This window comes from Pasteurella sp. WM03, assembly GCF_004570945.1.
Classification (GTDB): domain Bacteria; phylum Pseudomonadota; class Gammaproteobacteria; order Enterobacterales; family Pasteurellaceae; genus Rodentibacter.
The window spans coordinates 141,343-161,822 of sequence record NZ_SPPO01000005.1; the positions used below are offsets into that span (position 1 = coordinate 141,343).

19 protein-coding genes are annotated in these 20,480 nt (G+C 39.7%); 2 read left to right on the plus strand and 17 right to left on the minus strand.

Annotated elements, in window-relative coordinates; all coding sequences use genetic code 11:
* Nucleotides 1–7 precede the first annotated feature (7 nt).
* The 5 genes from ftsI to E4T92_RS06870 form a co-directional block, all read right to left on the minus strand.
* The gene (ftsI, locus tag E4T92_RS06850; protein WP_077542748.1) at nt 8–1,846 is read right to left on the minus strand and encodes a peptidoglycan glycosyltransferase FtsI; all 1,839 of its coding nucleotides are present in this window, start codon (nt 1,844–1,846) and stop codon (nt 8–10) included.
* A gap of 29 nt (nt 1,847–1,875) precedes the next feature.
* Nucleotides 1,876–2,196 carry a cell division protein FtsL gene (gene ftsL, locus E4T92_RS06855; protein ID WP_135093981.1) on the minus strand — a complete coding sequence of 107 codons (321 nt, stop codon included), beginning with the start codon at nt 2,194–2,196 and terminating at the stop codon, nt 1,876–1,878.
* A gap of 8 nt (nt 2,197–2,204) precedes the next feature.
* Nucleotides 2,205–3,173 carry a 16S rRNA (cytosine(1402)-N(4))-methyltransferase RsmH gene (rsmH, locus tag E4T92_RS06860; RefSeq protein ID WP_135093983.1) on the minus strand — a complete coding sequence of 323 codons (969 nt, stop codon included), beginning with the start codon at nt 3,171–3,173 and terminating at the stop codon, nt 2,205–2,207.
* A gap of 96 nt (nt 3,174–3,269) precedes the next feature.
* A complete protein-coding gene (gene mraZ, locus E4T92_RS06865) occupies nt 3,270–3,728 on the minus strand; it encodes a division/cell wall cluster transcriptional repressor MraZ (RefSeq protein ID WP_077542745.1) in 459 nt (152 codons plus the stop codon).
* A gap of 189 nt (nt 3,729–3,917) precedes the next feature.
* Nucleotides 3,918–5,510, minus strand: coding sequence for a carbon starvation protein A (locus E4T92_RS06870; protein ID WP_077542744.1), 1,593 nt, complete (start codon nt 5,508–5,510; stop codon nt 3,918–3,920).
* Nucleotides 5,511–5,706: 196 nt separating this feature from the next.
* Between E4T92_RS06870 and E4T92_RS06875 the strand changes: the two genes are divergently transcribed.
* Complete coding sequence (locus tag E4T92_RS06875) at nt 5,707–5,940, plus strand: zinc ribbon domain-containing protein (protein ID WP_135093984.1); 234 nt, start codon at nt 5,707–5,709, stop codon at nt 5,938–5,940.
* Between the two features lie 52 nt (nt 5,941–5,992).
* Here the strand turns inward: E4T92_RS06875 and artM are convergent, their stop codons facing one another.
* From artM to lpcA, 5 genes are all read right to left on the minus strand, one after another.
* Entirely contained in the window at nt 5,993–6,676 is a 684-nt protein-coding gene (gene artM, locus E4T92_RS06880; RefSeq protein WP_135093985.1) for an arginine ABC transporter permease ArtM, read from the minus strand.
* Entirely contained in the window at nt 6,676–7,341 is a 666-nt protein-coding gene (artQ, locus tag E4T92_RS06885) for an arginine ABC transporter permease ArtQ (protein WP_135093987.1), read from the minus strand. The genes artM and artQ overlap by 1 nt, the downstream gene beginning before the upstream one ends.
* A 3-nt stretch (nt 7,342–7,344) precedes the next feature.
* A complete protein-coding gene (locus tag E4T92_RS06890) occupies nt 7,345–8,064 on the minus strand; it encodes a lysine/arginine/ornithine ABC transporter substrate-binding protein (RefSeq protein WP_135093989.1) in 720 nt (239 codons plus the stop codon).
* Nucleotides 8,065–8,079: 15 nt separating this feature from the next.
* Nucleotides 8,080–8,811: an arginine ABC transporter ATP-binding protein ArtP gene (artP, locus tag E4T92_RS06895; protein WP_135093990.1), complete on the minus strand. Its 732-nt coding sequence runs from the start codon at nt 8,809–8,811 to the stop codon at nt 8,080–8,082.
* 127 nt (nt 8,812–8,938) lie between these two features.
* Nucleotides 8,939–9,523 carry a D-sedoheptulose 7-phosphate isomerase gene (lpcA, locus tag E4T92_RS06900; RefSeq protein ID WP_135093992.1) on the minus strand — a complete coding sequence of 195 codons (585 nt, stop codon included), beginning with the start codon at nt 9,521–9,523 and terminating at the stop codon, nt 8,939–8,941.
* Between the two features lie 206 nt (nt 9,524–9,729).
* Between lpcA and E4T92_RS06905 the strand changes: the two genes are divergently transcribed.
* Nucleotides 9,730–10,542 carry a DNA ligase gene (locus tag E4T92_RS06905; RefSeq protein WP_135093994.1) on the plus strand — a complete coding sequence of 271 codons (813 nt, stop codon included), beginning with the start codon at nt 9,730–9,732 and terminating at the stop codon, nt 10,540–10,542.
* Nucleotides 10,543–10,580: 38 nt separating this feature from the next.
* On the opposite strand, the gene miaB is transcribed toward E4T92_RS06905, so the two are convergent.
* From miaB to recN, 7 genes are all read right to left on the minus strand, one after another.
* Nucleotides 10,581–12,005 (minus strand): tRNA (N6-isopentenyl adenosine(37)-C2)-methylthiotransferase MiaB, encoded by a 1,425-nt coding sequence (miaB, locus tag E4T92_RS06910; protein WP_135093995.1) that lies wholly within the window; start codon nt 12,003–12,005, stop codon nt 10,581–10,583.
* Nucleotides 12,006–12,269: 264 nt separating this feature from the next.
* Nucleotides 12,270–13,094, minus strand: a complete 825-nt coding sequence (gene cpdA / locus E4T92_RS06915; protein WP_135093997.1) for a 3',5'-cyclic-AMP phosphodiesterase — start codon at nt 13,092–13,094, stop codon at nt 12,270–12,272.
* Nucleotides 13,095–13,109: 15 nt separating this feature from the next.
* A complete protein-coding gene (gene nudF, locus E4T92_RS06920) occupies nt 13,110–13,736 on the minus strand; it encodes an ADP-ribose diphosphatase (RefSeq protein ID WP_135093998.1) in 627 nt (208 codons plus the stop codon).
* A 223-nt stretch (nt 13,737–13,959) separates the two neighbouring features.
* On the minus strand, nt 13,960–17,871 hold the full coding sequence (gene hrpA, locus E4T92_RS06925; RefSeq protein WP_135094000.1) for an ATP-dependent RNA helicase HrpA: 3,912 nt from the start codon (nt 17,869–17,871) through the stop codon (nt 13,960–13,962).
* Nucleotides 17,868–18,242 carry a DUF423 domain-containing protein gene (locus E4T92_RS06930; RefSeq protein WP_135094001.1) on the minus strand — a complete coding sequence of 125 codons (375 nt, stop codon included), beginning with the start codon at nt 18,240–18,242 and terminating at the stop codon, nt 17,868–17,870. Before E4T92_RS06930 ends, hrpA begins: the two co-directional genes overlap by 4 nt.
* Nucleotides 18,243–18,245: 3 nt before the next feature.
* Nucleotides 18,246–18,695 (minus strand): DUF441 domain-containing protein, encoded by a 450-nt coding sequence (locus tag E4T92_RS06935; RefSeq protein ID WP_135094003.1) that lies wholly within the window; start codon nt 18,693–18,695, stop codon nt 18,246–18,248.
* 100 nt (nt 18,696–18,795) lie between these two features.
* A complete protein-coding gene (gene recN, locus E4T92_RS06940; RefSeq protein WP_135094005.1) occupies nt 18,796–20,472 on the minus strand; it encodes a DNA repair protein RecN in 1,677 nt (558 codons plus the stop codon).
* Nucleotides 20,473–20,480 lie beyond the last annotated feature (8 nt).

Below are 20,480 nucleotides of genomic sequence, written 5' to 3' on the forward strand. Positions count from 1 at the left end.
TTTTTCCTTAATTTACCCGTTCTACTTGATTTTGTTCAACTTTACGAGGTGTAATACGAACTGTACGTTTTGCGGTTTTTTCTGTGCTTTCAGCATCCGGTGCAATACCATTTGTACGCAAGGCATAACCCATAATACTTGAGAATACCGGTGCAGATACTGCTCCCCCATAATATTGTCCAGCCTTTGGATCATTAATTAAAATAACAAGCGCATAACGCGGATCACTAATTGGCGCAACACCTGCGGTAAATGCGACATATTTATTCACATAACGACCATTTTCAATTTTACGTGCGGTACCGGTTTTCACGCCCACTCGGTATCCCTCTACCATAGCCCGTTTATTTTTGACCGCAACTTGTTCTAGCATATTCACAATTTCTTTTGTCGTTTTCTCAGAGAAAACCCGTTGCCCAATCACAGGCGGATCAACTTTGGTAATAGAAAGAGGGCGATAAATGCCAAAACTTCCCAATGTAGCATAGGCTCGTGCCATTTGTAATGGCGTTGCAGTAATACCATAGCCATAGGCAACGGTTGCCCGATCAATATCAGCCCAACGTTTACGATTAGCATTTAGCAAACCCGCTTGCTCTCCGATCAATCCTAAATCGGTCGCTTTCCCTAAACCGGCAGATTGATAGGTTTCCATCAATGCACTTGGCGGCATACGTAAAGCAAGGCGACTCACACCACGGTTACTAGAGTTAATTAAAATTTCATCTAATGTTTGCTGGGCTCGGGGAGCAACATCCATAATTTCTTTTCCGCTTACAACAAAAGACCCCGTATTAATCACCTCATTACGTTTCACGACACCTCGTTGAAGTGCGGTCAAAACCACAAAAGGTTTTACCGTAGATCCCGGTTCAAAAACATCGGTGATCGCACGATTACGCATAAGTTCGGCTTTAACCCCAACACGATTATTCGGGTTATAAGAAGGCGCATTTGCCATAGCCAGCACTTCACCTGTTCTGACATCAACAAGCACAGCAGTACCTGATTCTGCTTTATTTTCAGTCACGGCTTTTTTAATTTCACGATACACCATAGATTGCAACTTTTCATCAATACTCAACGTCACATCTTGGGCATCGTATTTTTTCTGATCGGCAATATGTTCAACCACATTTCCACGCTTATCCTTACGGACTAAACGTGCCCCATCTTTCCCAACAAGCATAGAATTAAAGCTCTTTTCAATGCCTTCAATGCCATTACCATCAATATCGGTATAACCAATTAGATGTGCCGTCTCCTCTACCCGAGGATAAAAACGTCTCGGCTCATTTTCTAAAGAAATGCCCTTAATTTTTAACTCTCTAACATATTGTGCTTTACCGGCTTCAACTTGACGGGCTAAATATAAAAAGCCTGATTTTGGATTTTTCTCAATTTTTTTTACTAACTCGTTATAACTGATACCCAATACTTCAGCGAGAGCCTTAATTCGTTCTTTGTCATTAAGGGAACCTTCTTTAAAGATACGTTTAGGATCTGCCACTACCGCACTCATCGGCACGCTGACAGATAATAATTGACCGTTACGATCTAAAATTGAACCACGAACAGAAAGAACTTCATCTTTACGTAAGGAGCGCTTATCCGCTTCACCGGAAAGAATATCGGAATTAATGGATTGAACATAAGCGGCACGAGTAACCAATGCAACTAATCCTAAAAAAATAGCACCTGTCGCAATAATATAACGCCCACGTAAAAAACACTTCTCAAACACCGTTTTAGGCTTATTGGATTTTACTGCTGTTGTGGATGTTGCGAGTTTTCTAATCGTCTTTTTAGATTTATTTGATTTTTTTGGCGAATTAAACCGAACCATTTATTATTATCCTATTCCAACTACTATGCTTACTCCAAAATTACAACCTCTTGGTCACTCTCAATTCTTTTCATTTTTAATGTCCCAATTGCGATAGATTCAACTCTTGTACTATCACCCTCCGTTGCCTCTTGCAATTGCAGATTCCGGTATTCATCCTCTAGTGCTTGATGTTGTAAAATCAACTGACCGTTTTCAGATATTAATCCTCGGGTTTGATGTGTCACCCAAATCGTCGCCATCGCAGAAATTAAAATCAGTGATAACAGTAAGATAGCTAATTTATTAGATGAAAATAAATCTTCCACTAAAATATTTTGTAAAGGGTAACGCTCGCTGTTCTCTAACATTTTTTCCTCTAACTTAGTTTTTCCGCAATGCGTAATACCGCACTTCTTGAACGAGGATTAGTTTGAATTTCTACTTCTGATGGCTGAATTGCTTTACCAATTATCTTTAATTTTTGATTTCGTTGAATTTGATCTTCCCGTAAAGGCAAACCTTTAGGAATCGGCTCCCCTTTACTTTGTTTTTTCATGAAATGTTTAACCATTCGATCTTCTAAAGAATGGAAGCTAATGATTGATAAACGCCCTTCGGGTGCAAGCATATCCAAGGCAGAATTTAACACACTTTCTAACTCATCCAGTTCAGAATTAATAAAGATTCGGATTGCTTGAAAACTACGGGTAGCCGGATGCTTATATTTATCTTTAAAAGGCACAACTTGTGAAATTAATTCGGCTAATTGAGAAGTACGAGATAAACATTCTCCACCATTTTTGACCGCACTTTTATTGTATTCTACGATAGCGGCCGCAATGCGTTTAGCAAAACGCTCTTCACCAAAGGTTTTTAATACCCAAGCCAAATCGTCCTCTGAAACTTGTTTTAACCACTCAGCAGCGGATAAACCTTGGGTTGGATCCATACGCATATCCAATGGACCGTCTTTCATAAAACTAAAGCCACGTTCAGCCTCATCAAGCTGTGGGGAAGACACGCCAAGATCGAGCAAAATACCATCGACTTTGCCTACCAAATCTAATTTTTCACAGATATCGGGAATATGAGAGAAACTGTTATGTTCAATATGAAAACGGGCATCTTGGATTTTTAACGCTTCAGCAATCGCTCGGGGATCACGGTCAACCCCAATGAGTCGCCCCTGTTGAGAAAGTTTTGAGAGGATTAAACGAGAATGCCCACCACGTCCAAACGTACCATCAATATAAATACCATTTTCTTTCAAAGCCAAACCTTCTACAGCCTCGTGAAGTAGAACCGTAGTATGTTCCGATGAAGAAAAGGAATGTTGCGTAGTCATAAACGTTAGTTAATAAAAAATAAATTGGGGGAAAAGATAATTCGGTGCAAAGCACCGATTATCCTGCTAGTGCTGCTGTTCTTTTTCTAATTTGATTTAGAGTGACAGCATATTTAAATTCGAGTCCATTGCAAATTCAGCGGTTCCTGCCACAGCAATATCTTCTTCAATTTGAGCGTTCCATTCAGAATCACTCCAAATCTCAAATTTATTTAATTGCCCAACCAACATTAAACCTTTCTCTAATTTTGCATGCTGGCGCAATGGCCCACTAAGTAGAATACGCCCCTGCGCATCCATTTCACATTCTGTGGCATAACCAAGCATCACACGCTGTAAACGTCGTTGATTGGGATCAAAATTGGATAATGAGAGGAGTTTTTGCTCAATCTTTTCCCATTCATCTAAAGGGTAAAGTAGCAAACAAGGCTGACGGATATCGACAGTACAAACCATTTGACCTTGATTTTTTTCAATGATTTCAGCACGATAGCGAGTCGGGATTGCAACCCGTCCCTTAGAATCTAAATTTACCGCTGCCGCACCACGAAACATTTTTTAAGCCTTTAAAATTAAAACTTTGGAAAAATCACCACAAAAAACCACTTTTCACCACTTGTTTGTAAGTTTATCGGTTGTAAGGCAAAGTTGCAAGCTATTCCAATGTAAAGTGCGGTAAATTTTTAGCAAGAAAAAAACCGTCCAAGTTTTCACTTGAACGGTTTTATTAACCTTGAAAATTTATCACTTTGTTGTGTTTACATAGGCTTCTTCATCACTTTCACCTAATGGTTTTAACAAGGTGAAGAATAGTACGATACACACAACCGTTGTTGCCAACCCAAGATACACGGATAATTGATAATCTAGATTGAAACCAATTTTATTGTAGTACAGGTAAGTGGCACATACCGTAGTAATAAACCAAGCCGGAATAGAAGCAACCCAGTGGAATTTATGATAGCGATATAAATACGCTGCCGCAGTCCATAACATTACCATTGCAGTCATTTGGTTTGCCCAAGTGAAGTAACGCCATAAGAGACTAAAATCGATCGTTGATACAAAATACCCTAATACAAACAATGGAACCGCAATCACTAAACGCTTGGAAAGAGAACGTTGATCAATATTGAAGATTTCTGCTAATTGCAAACGTGCTGCGCGGAATGCTGTATCACCGGATGTAATTGGAAGCACAACCACACCTAGTACAGCGAAGATACCGCCAATAAATCCTAGGAAATGCAACGAGCTGTCATATACAACTTTAGACGGGGAACCTGCTGAAATCGCATCTTGTAATGCTTGTGGATTTTCATAGAATGCCAGCCCAACCATACACCATACTAATGCAATAATTCCCTCTGTAATCATTGCCCCATAGAAAATGAAACGACCTTCACTCTCATTTTCTGCACAACGAGCCATTAACGGTGTTTGTGTTGCATGGAAACCGGATAATGCGCCACAGGAAATGGTTAAGAACAGTAACGGCCAAATCGGCACATCACCTTTCACTTGGAAATTTTGTGCAAATTTTTCCCATGTTAGCCCCTGTCCGTCAGCATTAACAGTACGGAAAAATTCAATTGGATCGACCGCACTGAAATGAGCCGATACCAAACCATATACCATTCCCACAGACATAAAGAGCAATAAGGCTCCAAAAAGTGGATAAATTCGACCAATAATCTTATCAATTGGCAATAAAGTGGCAAGAATGTAGTAAGCGAAAATAATCACAGTCCAGACAGCAACAACTGTCGCTTTATCCATTCCCCATACTTTTACACCTCCGGCTTCTACCGCCTGATGAACAGCCTCGGCATCGCCCAATTGTAATGCGCCTTGAGAAGCACCGAGCACATCCATGGTAATCGTCCCCATTAATTGTGCTGGGCTTGCAACGAATACAACACCAACCAATAATAACAGCACTAATGCGAGAATATTGATAAATACTTTTACAGGACGACCTAAAAATTTACCGGCCAAGTAAGGCATTGTTGCGCCACCATGGCGAATACTTAACATTCCACAAAAATAGTCATGTACTGCACCGGCAAAAATACAGCCGATCACGATCCAAAGCATGGCAACCGGCCCGTATAATGCCCCAAGAATCGGTCCGAAAATAGGGCCTGTTCCTGCAATATTTAATAACTGAATTAACCAAATTTTGGTTTTAGACATTGGCATATAATCCACGCCATCATTGATTTGATAAGCCGGCGTTTGACGCTTAGGATTAATGACAAAAATTTTTTCGATAATTTTTCCATAAATAAGATAGCCAAGAATCAAAATGGCTACACAGAAGAAAAACCACAACATAGAAGCACCTCAAGAAAAATGATACGGTTGTTTAAAACGCTCTAAACAAGCCGGGGTATTCTATGCTAAATTCCACTAAACAAAAAATTTAATTTACGAAATTTCCACAAAATTGTGATAAATATCACATTAACTGTTACTTCAATTTTAAAGATAAAACAATATCTTACACATAATACCTAATAAGGATTAAAAAATGGCTCTTACCCGCTGTCCTGAATGTCGAAAAAAAATTAGTGAATACGCAGAAACTTGCCCAAATTGTGGCTTCTCTTTTAAGCAAGAAGATTTGGAAATCTATAAACAAAAATTAGAAGAAAGACGTCTGCAAAATGCAGAAATTAACCGAAAAAGCACAAAATTACACTTAATTTGGTTTTGCATATTTGCCTTATTCATTCTCATTGCAAGTTTCATTACTCAACCATAAAAAATGGGTTGCAACCGCAACCCACTGATTCTCTTAAAATACTGACCGCCCTTTACGCTTTTTTTATATCCAAACGTTCAAAAGAGAGAACTTTGTTTTCAAGTTTACGCAATAATAACGTTGCGACCCCGGTAATCACCAGGTAAATACCACCAGCAATACCATAAATTGTGAGAGCATCATATTCCGTGCCGTAAAGCTGACGGGCATATCCCATAATATCCATAATCGTAATCGTTGATGCCAACGCCGTTCCCTTAAATACCAAAATAATTTCATTACTATAAGAAGGCAATGCCCGTTTTAATGCGTAAGGAATCAAAATTTTCAATGTTTGCACTCGGCTTAACCCTAATGCAGCACAACCTTCCCATTGCCCTTTTGGAATAGCTTTGACCGCACCATGAAACAATTGCGTTGAATAAGCCGCACTGTTTAATGCCAACGCTAAAGCGGCACAAAACCAAGCGTTCGATAATAGCTGCCAAAAAGGGCTCTTCACTATCCATTCAAATTGACCCGGGCCCGCATAAATCAGGAAGAATTGTACAAGCAATGGCGTGCCGGTAAACAAAGTTAGGTATAAATTGACCGCACTTTTTATCCATCTCTTTTCCATAGAAAGTAAAAATGTGAGGAATAAGGCTAGAAAAAAAGCAATGAATAGTGAAACCACAGTCAGCAATAAACTTGTTGGAATTCCCTGTGCAATGACTGATAAATATTCCTGAAACATTATTTTACTCCTCTCTCAAAGCGGGTAAAACGTCTCTCTAGACGATGAATACCAAACTGACTGATTAATGTCACCGCCAAATAAATTAACGCCGCAATACCATACCAAGTAAAGGGTTGATGGGTATTAGTATTAATTAACTGTGCTTGACGCATTAAATCATCGACACCGATAAGGGAAATTAATGCAGTATCTTTCAATAATACCAACCATTGATTGCTTAACCCCGGCAGGGCATGACGCCAAACTTGCGGCATAACAATATGAATGAAGGTATAACTTTTGTTTAATCCCAATGCGGCTCCCGATTCCCACTGACCTTTAGGAATAGCCTGAATCGCACCACGCAACGTTTGTGAAGCATAGGCCGCAAAAATAAGGGATAACGCAAATACCCCACAGCCAAATGCCCCAAACTCAATGTATTCGCCAGTCAACATTTCGATAATTTCCGTTGAACCGAAATACACAAGTAAAACAACGAGAATTTCCGGTAATCCCCGCAATAATGCGACAAAAACCGCCATCGGTTTCCCGACTAATCGATTGGCTTCCAATAAAGCGAATATCACGCTCAATAACAGACCAACCACCAAGGAACAAACTGCAAGCCCTAGTGTCATTAGGGCTGCCGTAAACATTAGAGAAAGAAAATCGGCAAACATAGATTACTTCGTCATCCATTTATCATAGATTTTTTGGTATTCACCATTTGCTTTAATTGCCGCTAAACCTTTATTTAAACTTTCGGCAAGTGTTTTATTTGATTTATTCATAGCAATGCCTAAGCCGTTACCAAAATATTTTTTGTCAGTCACTTTCTCACCGACAAACTGAATGTCAGGCTCTTTATTAATCATATCAGCCAATACTGCAGTATCACCAAAAATAATGTCGATACGCCCATTTTTTAAATCTAAAATCGCATCTTGTAAACTCGCATAGGCTTTTGGAGTATATTGTTTTGTTTCAGCGACTGTATATTGTTGGAAGGTGGTACCATTTTGCACACCAATATTTTTTGCTGTTTCTAACGTAGCTTTACCTTTTAACGCCACATAGCTTGCCGTGCTGTCATAGTAAGCATCCGAAAATAACACTTGTTTTGACCGCACTTCGGTAATATCCATCGCAGAAATCGCTGCATCAAAACGTTTTGCTTTTAAACTTGGAATTAATGCATCAAAAGCTTCACCTTTAAATTTACAGGTAGCTTTAATTTCGTTACAGATTGCATTTGCAACATCCACATCAAAGCCAATGATCTCACCTTTTTCATTCATAAATTCAAACGGAGGATAACTTGGCTCCATAGCGAAAGTAATATCCTGTGCATTGACCATTGCAGTGGATCCGAATAATACTGCTGTTAAAAGTAATTTTTTCATAGTTTCTCCTTATTTTTAATGGGAAAGATATTGTTTAAATTGCTCGGTTTGTGGATGTTCAAAGCAATCTGCAGAGCCCATTTCCACAATTTTGCCCTGTTCCATATATACCACTTTAGTTGCCACTTTTTGTGCGACATTCACTTCGTGAGTCACCACCACTTGTGTAATACCGGTTTGTTGTAACTCCTTAATAATATCAACTACTTGTGCAGTAATTTCCGGATCCAACGCTGCGGTTGGTTCATCAAATAGTAACACCTGCGGTTTCATCATCAATGCCCGAGCAATCGCCACCCGTTGTTGTTGCCCCCCCGATAAATGTAGAGGAAAACGATCAGCATATTCCTCCAAACGTAAACGTTTTAGTAACTCCATTGCTTCTGATTTTGCTGTGGTTTCATTAATGTCCAACACTTTCATCGGCGCTTCGATTAAATTTTCAATCACGGTTAAATGTGGCCAAAGGTTATACTGTTGAAATACCATTCCTACATCTTGGCGTAACTGACGAATGGCTTTCGGATTAGCTGTTGCTTTTGATAAATCAAATTCATTATTGGCAATACTTAATTGCCCTGAGGTCGGCACTTCTAATAAATTCAAGGTTCGGATTAACGTACTTTTGCCTGCTCCACTTGGACCCAGTAATACCACAGTATCCCCTTCTTCCGCCTCCAAATTAATATCAAATAATGCTTGGGAAGCCCCATAGAAAAAGTTTAAATTTTTAACACGAATAGCCATTTCAATTCTCTATACTTGACAAGATGAACAAATATTACGTTTTTGTGCATATTTATGCAATAGTTTAAAATAAAAAATCCCAAAATATTTTGGGATTTTACAAAATAGTATCAAAAGCAACCGCACTTTAGGCAACTTTTGCCATTTCAAACTCAATTAGCATCATCAATATATGGATCACTTTAATATGAATTTCTTGAATACGATCCGCATAACGGAAATGCGGTACACGAATTTCCACATCAGCAATCCCGGCCATTTTTCCTCCGTCTTTCCCCGTCATCGCAATCACTTTCATTCCTTTAGCTTTCGCGGCCTCAATGGCATTCAATACATTTTTAGAATTGCCTGATGTAGATAAACCAAATAACACATCGCCTTTTTGCCCCACCGCCTCGACATAACGTGAGAATACATAATCATAGCCAAAATCATTACTGACACAACTTAAATGGCTCACATCGGAAATTGCAATTGCCGGATAGCCCGGGCGATTTTCGCGGTAACGCCCAGTAAGTTCTTCCGCAAAATGCATCGCATCACAATGTGAACCGCCATTACCACAAGACAAAACTTTACCGCCTTGTTTGAAACTATCAGAAATTAACAGCGCCGCCTGCTGAATTAATTTAATATTATTCTCATCAGAGATAAATTTATTTAATACATCTTGCGCTTCCACAAGTTCTGCTTTGATTTGATCCAAGTACATTATTGCTCCTTTTAAGAAATGAGAAAATTTCGCAATATTCTATAGTAGATATCATCTTTTATCTAGGGTCAGAAAACCTTTGTTTTTACTCATCAAGTCTTATTTTCTCGATCAAGATCGCAAAACACGTTCAAAATACTTTAAAAAACAACCGCACTTTTTTAACCTTTATTCAGTTTTTGATCGATAAATTAAGAAGGGATCTTATGAACTTAGTCCGTGCGATTTTCATAATATTTTTTAGTATAAAAACTTACGCCAATATTGATGTGATGCTTTTGAAAAACTATGAAGGTCAAAATATTGAAGGCTGGGTGATGTCCGAAAAGCTTGACGGAGTCCGTGGTTATTGGGATGGGACACAGCTATTAACACGTCAAGGGCAACCCTTGTCGCCACCAGCCTACTTTATTAAAGGATTTCCGCCTTTCGCCATTGATGGCGAGTTGTTTAGCGAACGCAACCATTTTGAAGACATATCCTCCATCACTAAATCCTTTAAAGGCGAGTATTGGGAAAAACTTAAGCTGTACGTATTTGATGTACCAAACGCAAAAGGAAATTTATTTGAACGGCTCAATATTCTAAAAACCTATCTTTCAACACAACCTACGCCCTATATTCAAATCATTGAACAAATCCCTGTACGGGACAAAGCCCATTTGTATGAATTTTTAAAAGAAGTCGAATCCCAACAAGGGGAAGGTGTGGTAGTCCGAAATCCTAATACGCCCTATGAACGAAAACGTAGTTCACAAATACTCAAATTGAAAACGGCTCACGATGAAGAATGTACCGTCATTGCTCACCACAAAGGTAAAGGGCAATTTGAAAATGTGATGGGATCATTAACCTGCAAAAATCATCGAGGAGAATTCAAAATCGGTTCCGGATTTAATCTTAATGAACGTGAAAATCCCCCACCAATAGGCTCGGTTATCACCTATAAATACCGAGGATTAACAAATTCCGGTAAACCTCGATTTGCTACTTACTGGCGTGTAAGAGAAAACCAATAATCAAAATAAAGGCTGGTATAAAACCAGCCTATTTAAAACTATCCGTGATAACGCCCCACACCGAGTTCATCTTCTTTTCGTGTTCGGTTCATCACTTCTTGTGGTGATTGTGCAATACGTAATCCCATTTCTTCTTCAGTCCGAACGACTTCGCCACGTAAAGAATTGGTATAGACATCGGTGATTTTCACATCAACAAATTTTCCAATCATATCAGGCGAACCTTGGAAATTCACAATACGATTCGTTTCCGTTCTACCGGTAAGCTCCATCACATCTTTTTTCGATGGCCCTTCAACTAACACCCGTTGCTCAGTCCCCAACATACGACGGCTAAATTGTGCAGCCTGCTGATTAATGCGTTCTTGCAAGACATATAAGCGTTGTTTCTTCTCCTCTTCCGTCACATCATCAGGCATATCTGCAGCCGGCGTTCCCGGCCGTGCGGAATAAATAAAGCTGAAACTCATATCAAAATTCACTTGCGCGATAAGATTCATGGTTTGCTCAAAATCATCTGCCGTTTCCCCTGGAAATCCTACAATAAAGTCAGAGCTAATTTGAATCTCAGGGCGAACTGCACGTAATTTACGAATAATGGATTTATATTCTAAGGCGGTATGACCACGTTTCATCATCGTCAGAACACGATCGGAACCGGACTGAACAGGCAAATGTAGGAAACTCACAAGTTCTGGTGTATCACGATAGACATCAATAATATCGTCGGTAAATTCAATTGGATGACTTGTGGTAAAACGTAAGCGGTCAATCCCATCAATTGAGGCGACTAAGCGAAGTAATTCAGCAAAGCTACAAATCTGCCCATCATGAGTTGGTCCACGGTAGGCATTCACATTTTGACCGAGTAAATTAACTTCACGTACACCTTGTTCCGCCAGTTGGGCAATCTCAAATAATACATCATCTACCGGACGGCTAACTTCTTCACCACGGGTGTAAGGCACCACACAGAAAGTACAATATTTGTTACACCCTTCCATAATAGAAACAAATGCTGTCGGTCCTTCCGCACGAGGTTCAGGTAAACGATCAAATTTTTCAATTTCAGGGAAACTGACATCTACCACCGAGCTTTTACCGCCACGGATTTGATTAATCATTTCGGGTAAACGGTGTAATGTTTGCGGCCCGAAAATAATGTCCACATAAGGCGCTCGATGACGAATATGTTCACCTTCTTGCGAGGCAACACACCCCCCGACACCAATCACTAAATTAGGGTTTTCTTTCTTTAACTCTTTCCAACGCCCTAGCTGATGGAATACTTTCTCTTGTGCTTTTTCACGGATAGAGCAGGTATTTAATAGCAGGACATCCGCTTCTTCAGGAATATCTGTTAATTCAAGTCCATGGGTGCTTAATAACAAATCAGCCATTTTTGATGAATCATATTCATTCATTTGGCAGCCCCAAGTTTTAATATGTAATTTTTGCGTCATCTTTCTAAAATTGTGAGTCAATCCAATAAAAACAGTCGGCTATTGTACAAATTTGTTCCCACTCTTACCAGTCAAAATTTACTTTTGCTACGATTGAAAACGACAATATTATGTAGCAACGACACAACGTTGTTTTTTTGTTCTCTTGTAGGGACACGCGCATTTTGTCCCTAGATTTTGCTAAAATTTGCCTTTTTGCATATTGGCGACATAATATCGGAAAAGTAAAAAAGTGCGGTCATTTTTAACCGCACTTTTTTAAATTTAGTAGCCCTCTTCCTGCATATTAGGCAAAAATACTGCCTGCCGGATTCGTTTCACATTCGTCACAATAAGGCCATCCGAATGTAATTCAATTTCCCGCCACCCCGGTTGAGCGTCGTCTAAGGCAAAATGTTGGCTATCGGCTTTAAACTGAATACAAGTTGAAGGGGTTGCCATCACTTTATAGCCCTGCCAGCAACTATCCACTTGTTGATGAATATGTCCATATAAAATCCCTCTCACATTTTTAAACGGCGCAAGCACATCAAATAGTTCATGAGAATTCCGTAAATTATGCTGATCAAGCCAAGCGGAATTAGTCGGTAATACATGATGATGGAATACAATTAAAGTGTGGCGATCAGGATATTTTTCCAATGTTGTTTTTAACAAATCTAACTGATACTGGCTCAATTCACCATGAGCTACCCCATAAACTTGACTATCTAGCAATAAAACCTGCCAATACTCCCCCAACAAAATATGTTTTGCTTTCTCCATTGGTGGCTGATTGAGATTTTCGACCATTTTAGGTTGAAAATCATGATTACCAGGTATCCAAAAGACGGGTAATCCAAAAGGTTTCACCATTTTCACAAAACGCTGATACCCCTCATCACTACTATCTTGCACTAAATCACCAGTGGCTAATATGACATCAAATTCAGTATCTTCTTGCTGAATTTCCTTCAAAACCTGTGCAAAACTAGTCTGTGTATTCACACCTAATAATTCATTGTTTTCATCTTTAAATAAGTGCGAATCAGTAATTTGTAGCAATTTCACAATCGGTTTACCCGAACGATAAACAAACGTATTTCTCATAGATGACTCCCAATTTCATTGCCAACGTTGTTGCAACTGCACATAATTTAACTGAAGCCATTGCAATCCCATCACTGCAATGCCATTATCAATTTTCCCTTCGCACATCCATTGATACGCCTGTTCACGTTTCACAACATGCACTTGAATATCTTCATTTTCGCAAGCCAAACCGTGAATCCCTTTTGCTTGTGTACTATCCACTTCCCCTGCAAATAAATGAATCCGTTCTACAACGCCACCGGGACTGTCCCACACACTTAAGCAATGAGTAAGGTTCTTCACAGTCACGCCCGCTTCTTCTTCACTTTCGCGGAGTGCCACATCCTTAGGTCGTTCACCTTTTTCCACCATACCGGCAATTAGCTCCAATAACCAAGGAGAACGATTTGGTTCGGGATGATAAGCCGCCCCAATACGAACCTGTTCGACCAACACTACCGAATCCTCCTTCGGATCATAAGCAATCACTGCGGCGGCAGCCCCCTTGATAAGCAATTCACGTGTAACAACGCCACTTTCACCACCGGCAAAAAGTTTATGTTTAAATTGAATTTTCTTGAGCGTGAAAAATCCCTCATACACGACATCCTCATTAAGAATCTCAATATCACGCTGATTAAATTGTTGAATTTTAGACATCTTTCTCTCCAAATACTAAGGTAAAAATCATACGCTCAAAAGACGATAAAACAAATAAAAGGTTTATAGTTTTTGTTGAAACTTTGACATTGCTCACAAAAAATAAAAACCAGTGATTGATTTATGATCACTGGTTTTTAACGAAAGCAGCATATGTAAAAACAAGGTAATTAAAAATCTATATCATAGCTATACCCTGTAAAAACCTTATTTTTTCTCCTAGTTAATACTCCGCAATCAAATTCAAAATCCGCTTATCCGATACTTGATATTTTGTTCCTAACTGTTGAGCAAATAAGCTCACCCGCAATTCTTCGATCATATAGCGAATGTCCGCCACTTCATCAGAAATCGGTTTCAATTTTGGTAATTTTGCCAATAGTTGCTGATAGGCTTGTTGCACTTGTTCCACACGCAGCATTGCCGCACGATCACGATTCACATCTTGAGTCAGTTTGTCAATGCGTTTGTCAATAGCTTGTAAATAACGCAATAAATCCGGCAAACGATGATAGCCGCTTTTTTGCACAAAGCCTTGATACACCAACCCGCTCAATTGTGATTTAATGTCCGAAAGAGCGAACGCCATAGTAAAATCCATTTTGCCTTTTAAACGTTGGTTTAATGCATGATTAAAAGTGAGAATTTGCTCTACTTTTTGTGCGATATCAACGGTCACATCATTCAGATTTTCACGCACGAAATCCCGTAGTCTTTCAAAGCCCTCTTCAGTCCAAACAAAACCGCCAAAATCCATGATAAGTCTATCCACTGCACAAGCAATGCAATCATCAATTAAATCTAATACCCGTCCAAAAGGCGTGAAATAAAGACCAAGTTTGGATTTATTGGGTAATTTTTCGTGTAGATATTTAATCGGTGAAGGGACATTAAGTAGCAATAATCGGCGTAACCCTTGCTGCATTGCCACCTTTTGCTCAAACTCCGTTTCAAAAAGCTTGATCCCCACCGATTCTTTTTCATCCACTAGGGCAGGAAACGCCTTCACACTGAAACCTTGTTTTTTTTGCTCATAAAAGTGCGGTAAATCATCAAAGTTCCAAATATGTACACCCGTCTGTTCAATAGCATCATCCGCTACAGCAGAAATGCTTTCTTGTACACGCTCTTTGAGATCAAATTTGAGCGCATCCAAATCCATAGATTCGGCAATTTTCTTTCCTTTTTCATCAACAACACGGAAAGTCATTTTTAAATGGCTTGGAATTTGTACCCAATTCCAATGCTCTGCATCTACGGTGACGCCCGTCATCCGCCGCAATTCATAGATAAGCGTATCCAATAACGGTTTTTCTAAAGGAACCGCACGGCCTAAAAAAGCTTGAGCATAATTTGGAGCTGGAACAAAATTACGTCGATATGATTTTGGCAATGACTTAATCAACGCAATCACTAATTCCTCACGTAACCCGGGAATTTGCCAGTCAAATCCCGTCATTTCTACTTGATTCAGCAATGGCAACGGGATATGTACCGTTACCCCATCCGCCTCTATCCCCGGCTCAAATTGATAAGTGAGCTTGAACTTCAGATCCCCCTGATGCCAGAAATTTGGGAAATCCAGTTGACTTACTTTCTCCGCCCCTTCATTAATCAGAAACGCACGTTCAAAATTCAGTAACTCTGCATCCTGTTTTGCGGCTTTTTTCCACCAAGTATCAAAATGTTTTTGCGATACCACTTCTGTACCGATACGTTGATCGTAAAATTCAAAAAGGGTTCGCTCATCAACCAAGATGTCCCGACGACGACTTTTGTGTTCCAGTTCTTCTATTTCATTGATCAACCGTTGATTTTGTTTGAAGAAATGATGTTTAGTATGCCAATTTCCTTCCACTAAAGCAGATTGAATAAAAATCTCTCGGCTTACAACAGGATCAATAGCACCATAATTTACCGGTCTTGCCACAACAATCGGCACACCGTATAAACTCACTTTTTCATCCGCAATCACAGCCCCTTGAGATTTTGACCACCGAGGCTCGGCATAAGATTTTTTCACTAAATGCGCAGCAAGCGGTTCAATCCATTCCGGTTCAATCTCTGCCACCATACGTCCCCAAAGTTTTGAGGTTTCCACCAATTCCGCTGCCATCACCCATTTCGGCTGTTTTTTGAAAAGTACGGAGTTAGGGAAAATTGCAAAATGGGCATTACGCGCGCCAAGATACTGTTGTTTTTCGACTTCTTTCAGTCCGATGTGGGACAATAAACCACTTAAAAGTGAGGTATGAATTTGCTGATATTCTGCTTTTTCAGAATTAATTGGTAGCCCCATTTCTCGCACAGAAAGACGAATTTGATGATAAATATCCTGCCATTCCCGGATGCGTAAGTAATTTAAAAAGTCTTTTTGACACTGGCGGCGGAATTGATTTTTACTCAAGTTTTTTTGCTGTTCTTGAATATAATGCCAAAGATTCAAAAAAGCTAAGAAATCAGATTTTTTATCCGCAAAACGACGATGCTTTTCATCTGCCGCTTGCTGTTTTTCTGTTGGGCGTTCACGCGGATCTTGAATGGATAACGCAGAAACAATCACCATCACTTCATAAACACTGGCAAAATTGACCGCACTTAACAACATTTTTGCCAATCGGGGATCAACCGGAAGTTGGGCAAGTTGGCGACCGCTTTGAGTCAATCGTCGTTTTTCGCCAAATTTTGTTTTAACGGTTTCAAATGCACCCAATTCTTCCAACAATTTCACCCCATCTTGGATATGCCGTCTATCCGGTGCATCAACAAAGGGAAATGCTTCAATATCGTCCAAACCTAATGCTGTCATTTGTAAAATCACGGAAGCCAGATTCGTGCGTAGAATTTCCGGATCGGTAAATTCCGGGCGAGAATTAAAATCTTCTTCCGAATAAAGACGAATACAGATGCCTTCACTCATACGACCGCAACGCCCCTTACGCTGATTAGCGGAAGCCTGTGAAATCGGCTCAATCGGTAAACGTTGAACTTTTGTTCGATAGCTATAACGGGAAATCCGAGCTGTGCCGGGGTCAATCACATATTTAATCCCCGGTACAGTAAGAGAGGTTTCTGCCACATTTGTTGCAAGAACGATACGATTCAATCCACTAGGATGGAAAATTCTGTTTTGTTCCTGAGCAGAAAGACGAGCAAAGAGCGGTAAAATTTCCGTATGTTTTAAATTTTGTTTTTGTAACGCTTCTGCCGTATCACGAATTTCCCGCTCGCCATTCATAAAAATTAAAATATCGCCTCGGCCTTCTGCCTGAAGCTCATCTACTGCATTTAAAATACTTTGTAGCTGATCTTGATCTTCCTCATCAACAATTGGGCGATAACGCACTTCTACAGGATAGGTTCTACCGGATACCTCAATGATCGGTGCATGGTTGAAGTGTTTGGAAAAGCGTTCTACATCAATGGTTGCAGAAGTAATAATGACTTTTAAATCCGGACGACGTGGCAAAAGCTGTTTGAGATAGCCAAGGATAAAATCATTATTTAAACTGCGTTCGTGGGCTTCATCAATAATCAGACAGGAATATTGATTGAGGAAACGATCTGTTTGAATTTCTGCCAACAAAATCCCATCGGTCATGAGTTTAATTTGGGTATTCTCACTGATTTGGTCATTAAAACGGACTTTATATCCCACCAAACCGCCCAACTCCGTCTGTAATTCTTCCGCTATGCGTGTTGCAACGGAACGGGCGGCAATTCTGCGGGGCTGGGTATGCCCGATCATCCCTAATCGACCTAATCCTAACTCTAAGCACATTTTAGGCAATTGTGTCGTTTTGCCCGATCCCGTCTCCCCAGCCACCACAATCACTTGATGCTCCGACAGCAATTTTTCAATTTCTTTTCTACGTTGGCTAACAGGGAGATCTTCAGGAAAAACAATAGGATTTTTAACCGCACTTTCACGCCGTTCTACACGCAATTTTGCCTGTTGAATTTGTTGTTCAATTTCTAATGCCACTGCTTGCTGTGTATCTTGGTTTTTAATTTTACCAATACCCTGAATACGCGAAAATAACCGACGCTTTTCCACAAGCATCAAGTTATCAAGTTGAGAAAAAAGAGATTGTTGTAAAGAATTAAATTCGGATTTTATCGTTCTTTTCTTCATTCTGATTTACTTTTGAAACTGCTGTAGGCTAGGCTAAACCAGCCAACTAAAAATAAAGTCCCGCCAATTGGTGTCATCCAAACAACTATCTTGCTTACACCAAAGGCAAGGGCATATAAACTTCCACAGAAAAATACCATTCCCACTGACCACGCCATTGCCGCTAAGTTTGCAAATTTGTCATTTTGCCACACCGACAGCCCGACAGCTAAAATTGCTAAAGTATGAAACAGCTGATATTTCAGACCGGTATCAATCCATTCAAGCGCTTTGTGATCCAAAATATGAGTTAATCCGTGAGCAGCAAATGCGCCTAACGCTACGCCGAAAAAGCCACTTAATGCGGCAATAAATAACCATTTGTTTTTCATTTATTATTTTCCTAATAATAGTGCCAGCATACCTGCTGCAATAAGCGGTCCAACGGGAATACCTCCAAGAAAGGCTACGCCTGCCACTGTGCCAATTAATAACCCGGTAACTAATACAGGTTGTTCTCCCATCAGCGAAACGCCTTTTCCAGCCAACCATGCCACAAATACGCCAACAATAATAGAAAGCGCCATTTTCCAGCTTAGAAAATCCGCCAAATTCGGGAGTTTGATTTTTCCTGAAACCAGCGGACTTAATACACCGGCAGTAAGAATGATAATACCAATTTTTAAACCGTATTTTTCCAAGAACGGGATATATTCAGATAAAAAAGTTTGTTGCATAATCAACAACACGGTGGCGGAAACAGTGATGGCACTGTTATGGCTTACAATACCGAGAATAATGAGGATCACCAATAATAAGGCGATCATATTGAATTGTAATGACATACCTCTCCTAAATGACTGATAAAGTGCGTTTTAGAAATATAAGGTCGTGGATTATAACAACTTCTTAAATTTACTGTACCTTTTATTCTCTACGATTTTACTACACCACTAAATCCAACATTTCTTTCGCATTTGCCAATGCAAGCTCTGTTACTTGGCTTCCCCCTAGTAAACGAGCCAACGCTGGAATGCGTTCTTCCTGTGAAAGAGCGGTCATTTTAGTTTCTGTTTTTTCATCGACTGTAAATTTTTCAACATTAAATTGGTGATGCCCACAACAAGCAACTTGTGGTAAATGCGTGACACAAAGCACTTGGCATTTATCTCCCAACTGACGTAATAATTTCCCCACAACACTCGCCGTTGAACCGCTAATTCCTACATCCACTTCATCAAAGATTAGCGTAGAAATCGCAGATTGATCTGAAGTTAATACTTGAATAGCCAATGAAATTCGGGAAAGCTCACCACCCGAGGCAACTTTTGCCAACGGTTGAGGCTGTTGTCCTAAGTTACTGCGTAAAGTAAAAATAATTTGATCCGCACCGTTAGAAGTGATTTTTTCATCATCGGTTTTGACTTCTACATAAAATTCCGCATTTTCCATTGCAAGCTGTTTAATGGAAGCGGTCACTTGTTTTGCTAATGTATTGGCTGATTTTTGCCGGCTTGCGGTTAATGCCCCCACTGTTGCTTGCATTTGTGTAAAAGCTGCCTTTTCTTGTGCAATCAACCATTCTTCACTTTCAGAGAAATCTAAAAGTGCGGTCAATTCTTCTTTTAATTTTTTATGCCACTCGACCAATTCTTCAGGTTTTACATTATGCTTTCTTGCCAGCTGTAATGCTTGCCCCATACGCTGTTCGATTTCTTGCAATAACATCGGATCTTGTTCAATATTTGATGACAAATGCTGCACTTCATTTGTGGCCTCCTGCACTTGAATCAACGCTTCATTTAATAAATTTTGCACATCCGCATAACGGGGATCAAGCTCAACAAGCTCATCAATATATTGAGTAGTACGATATAGCATCGTATCAATATTCACCGTTTCATTTTCACTTAAAATTTGTAAAGCAGATTGAGAAAGCTGAGTAAGCTGTTCACTATTCGATAAACGACGTTGTTCTTCTTCTAATTCGAGGTATTCATTTGGACGAAGATTAAATTCATCTAATTCTTCAACTTGGTATTGTAACAGTTGCTTTCTTGATTCATTTTCTGCTATTTTTTGCTGAAATGTCTTAACTTGAGTTTGTAAATTTTTCCATGCCCGATAGTCATCACGCATTTGGTTGAGCAAATCGGCATGTTGTGCAAAGCTATCGACTAATTGAAGTTGGTAGTCATTTTTAAGTAGAAGTTGGGAGGCATGTTGGCCATTAATATGAATAAGATACTGCCCAATTTCTTTAAGTTGAGCCGCAGAAACAGGTGTGCTATTGATAAATGCTTTAGAGCGACCGTCAGCATTGATCACTCGGCGTAAGATACATTCTGAGGGATTTTCAGAATCTTGTAATTCTTGTTCTTGTAACCAATGATAAGCAGGATTATGCGATTCAAGGTGAAAACTCGCACAAATTTCCGCACGCTCTTGCCCCTCTCTTACCATTGCACTTTCAACACGTTGCCCTAAGCATAAACCTAAAGCATCAATGGCAATGGATTTACCCGCCCCGGTTTCACCGGTAATCACAGACATACCTTTGGCTAATTCAATATCTAACTGACGAACAATCGCAAAATTATTAATGGTAAGTTGGGTAAGCATAATAAAAT

What these genes read in the sequence shown, in the direction of transcription:
- ftsI (WP_077542748.1), bottom strand. Translation starts at nt 1,846, where the DNA reads ATGGTTCGGTTTAATTCGCCAAAAAAATCAAATAAATCTAAAAAGACG.
- ftsL (WP_135093981.1), bottom strand. Translation starts at nt 2,196, where the DNA reads ATGTTAGAGAACAGCGAGCGTTACCCTTTACAAAATATTTTAGTGGAA.
- rsmH (WP_135093983.1), bottom strand. Translation starts at nt 3,173, where the DNA reads ATGACTACGCAACATTCCTTTTCTTCATCGGAACATACTACGGTTCTA.
- mraZ (WP_077542745.1), bottom strand. Translation starts at nt 3,728, where the DNA reads ATGTTTCGTGGTGCGGCAGCGGTAAATTTAGATTCTAAGGGACGGGTT.
- E4T92_RS06870 (WP_077542744.1), bottom strand. Translation starts at nt 5,510, where the DNA reads ATGTTGTGGTTTTTCTTCTGTGTAGCCATTTTGATTCTTGGCTATCTT.
- E4T92_RS06875 (WP_135093984.1), top strand. Translation starts at nt 5,707, where the DNA reads ATGGCTCTTACCCGCTGTCCTGAATGTCGAAAAAAAATTAGTGAATAC.
- artM (WP_135093985.1), bottom strand. Translation starts at nt 6,676, where the DNA reads ATGTTTCAGGAATATTTATCAGTCATTGCACAGGGAATTCCAACAAGT.
- artQ (WP_135093987.1), bottom strand. Translation starts at nt 7,341, where the DNA reads ATGTTTGCCGATTTTCTTTCTCTAATGTTTACGGCAGCCCTAATGACA.
- E4T92_RS06890 (WP_135093989.1), bottom strand. Translation starts at nt 8,064, where the DNA reads ATGAAAAAATTACTTTTAACAGCAGTATTATTCGGATCCACTGCAATG.
- artP (WP_135093990.1), bottom strand. Translation starts at nt 8,811, where the DNA reads ATGGCTATTCGTGTTAAAAATTTAAACTTTTTCTATGGGGCTTCCCAA.
- lpcA (WP_135093992.1), bottom strand. Translation starts at nt 9,523, where the DNA reads ATGTACTTGGATCAAATCAAAGCAGAACTTGTGGAAGCGCAAGATGTA.
- E4T92_RS06905 (WP_135093994.1), top strand. Translation starts at nt 9,730, where the DNA reads ATGAACTTAGTCCGTGCGATTTTCATAATATTTTTTAGTATAAAAACT.
- miaB (WP_135093995.1), bottom strand. Translation starts at nt 12,005, where the DNA reads ATGACGCAAAAATTACATATTAAAACTTGGGGCTGCCAAATGAATGAA.
- cpdA (WP_135093997.1), bottom strand. Translation starts at nt 13,094, where the DNA reads ATGAGAAATACGTTTGTTTATCGTTCGGGTAAACCGATTGTGAAATTG.
- nudF (WP_135093998.1), bottom strand. Translation starts at nt 13,736, where the DNA reads ATGTCTAAAATTCAACAATTTAATCAGCGTGATATTGAGATTCTTAAT.
- hrpA (WP_135094000.1), bottom strand. Translation starts at nt 17,871, where the DNA reads ATGAAGAAAAGAACGATAAAATCCGAATTTAATTCTTTACAACAATCT.
- E4T92_RS06930 (WP_135094001.1), bottom strand. Translation starts at nt 18,242, where the DNA reads ATGAAAAACAAATGGTTATTTATTGCCGCATTAAGTGGCTTTTTCGGC.
- E4T92_RS06935 (WP_135094003.1), bottom strand. Translation starts at nt 18,695, where the DNA reads ATGTCATTACAATTCAATATGATCGCCTTATTATTGGTGATCCTCATT.
- recN (WP_135094005.1), bottom strand. Translation starts at nt 20,472, where the DNA reads ATGCTTACCCAACTTACCATTAATAATTTTGCGATTGTTCGTCAGTTA.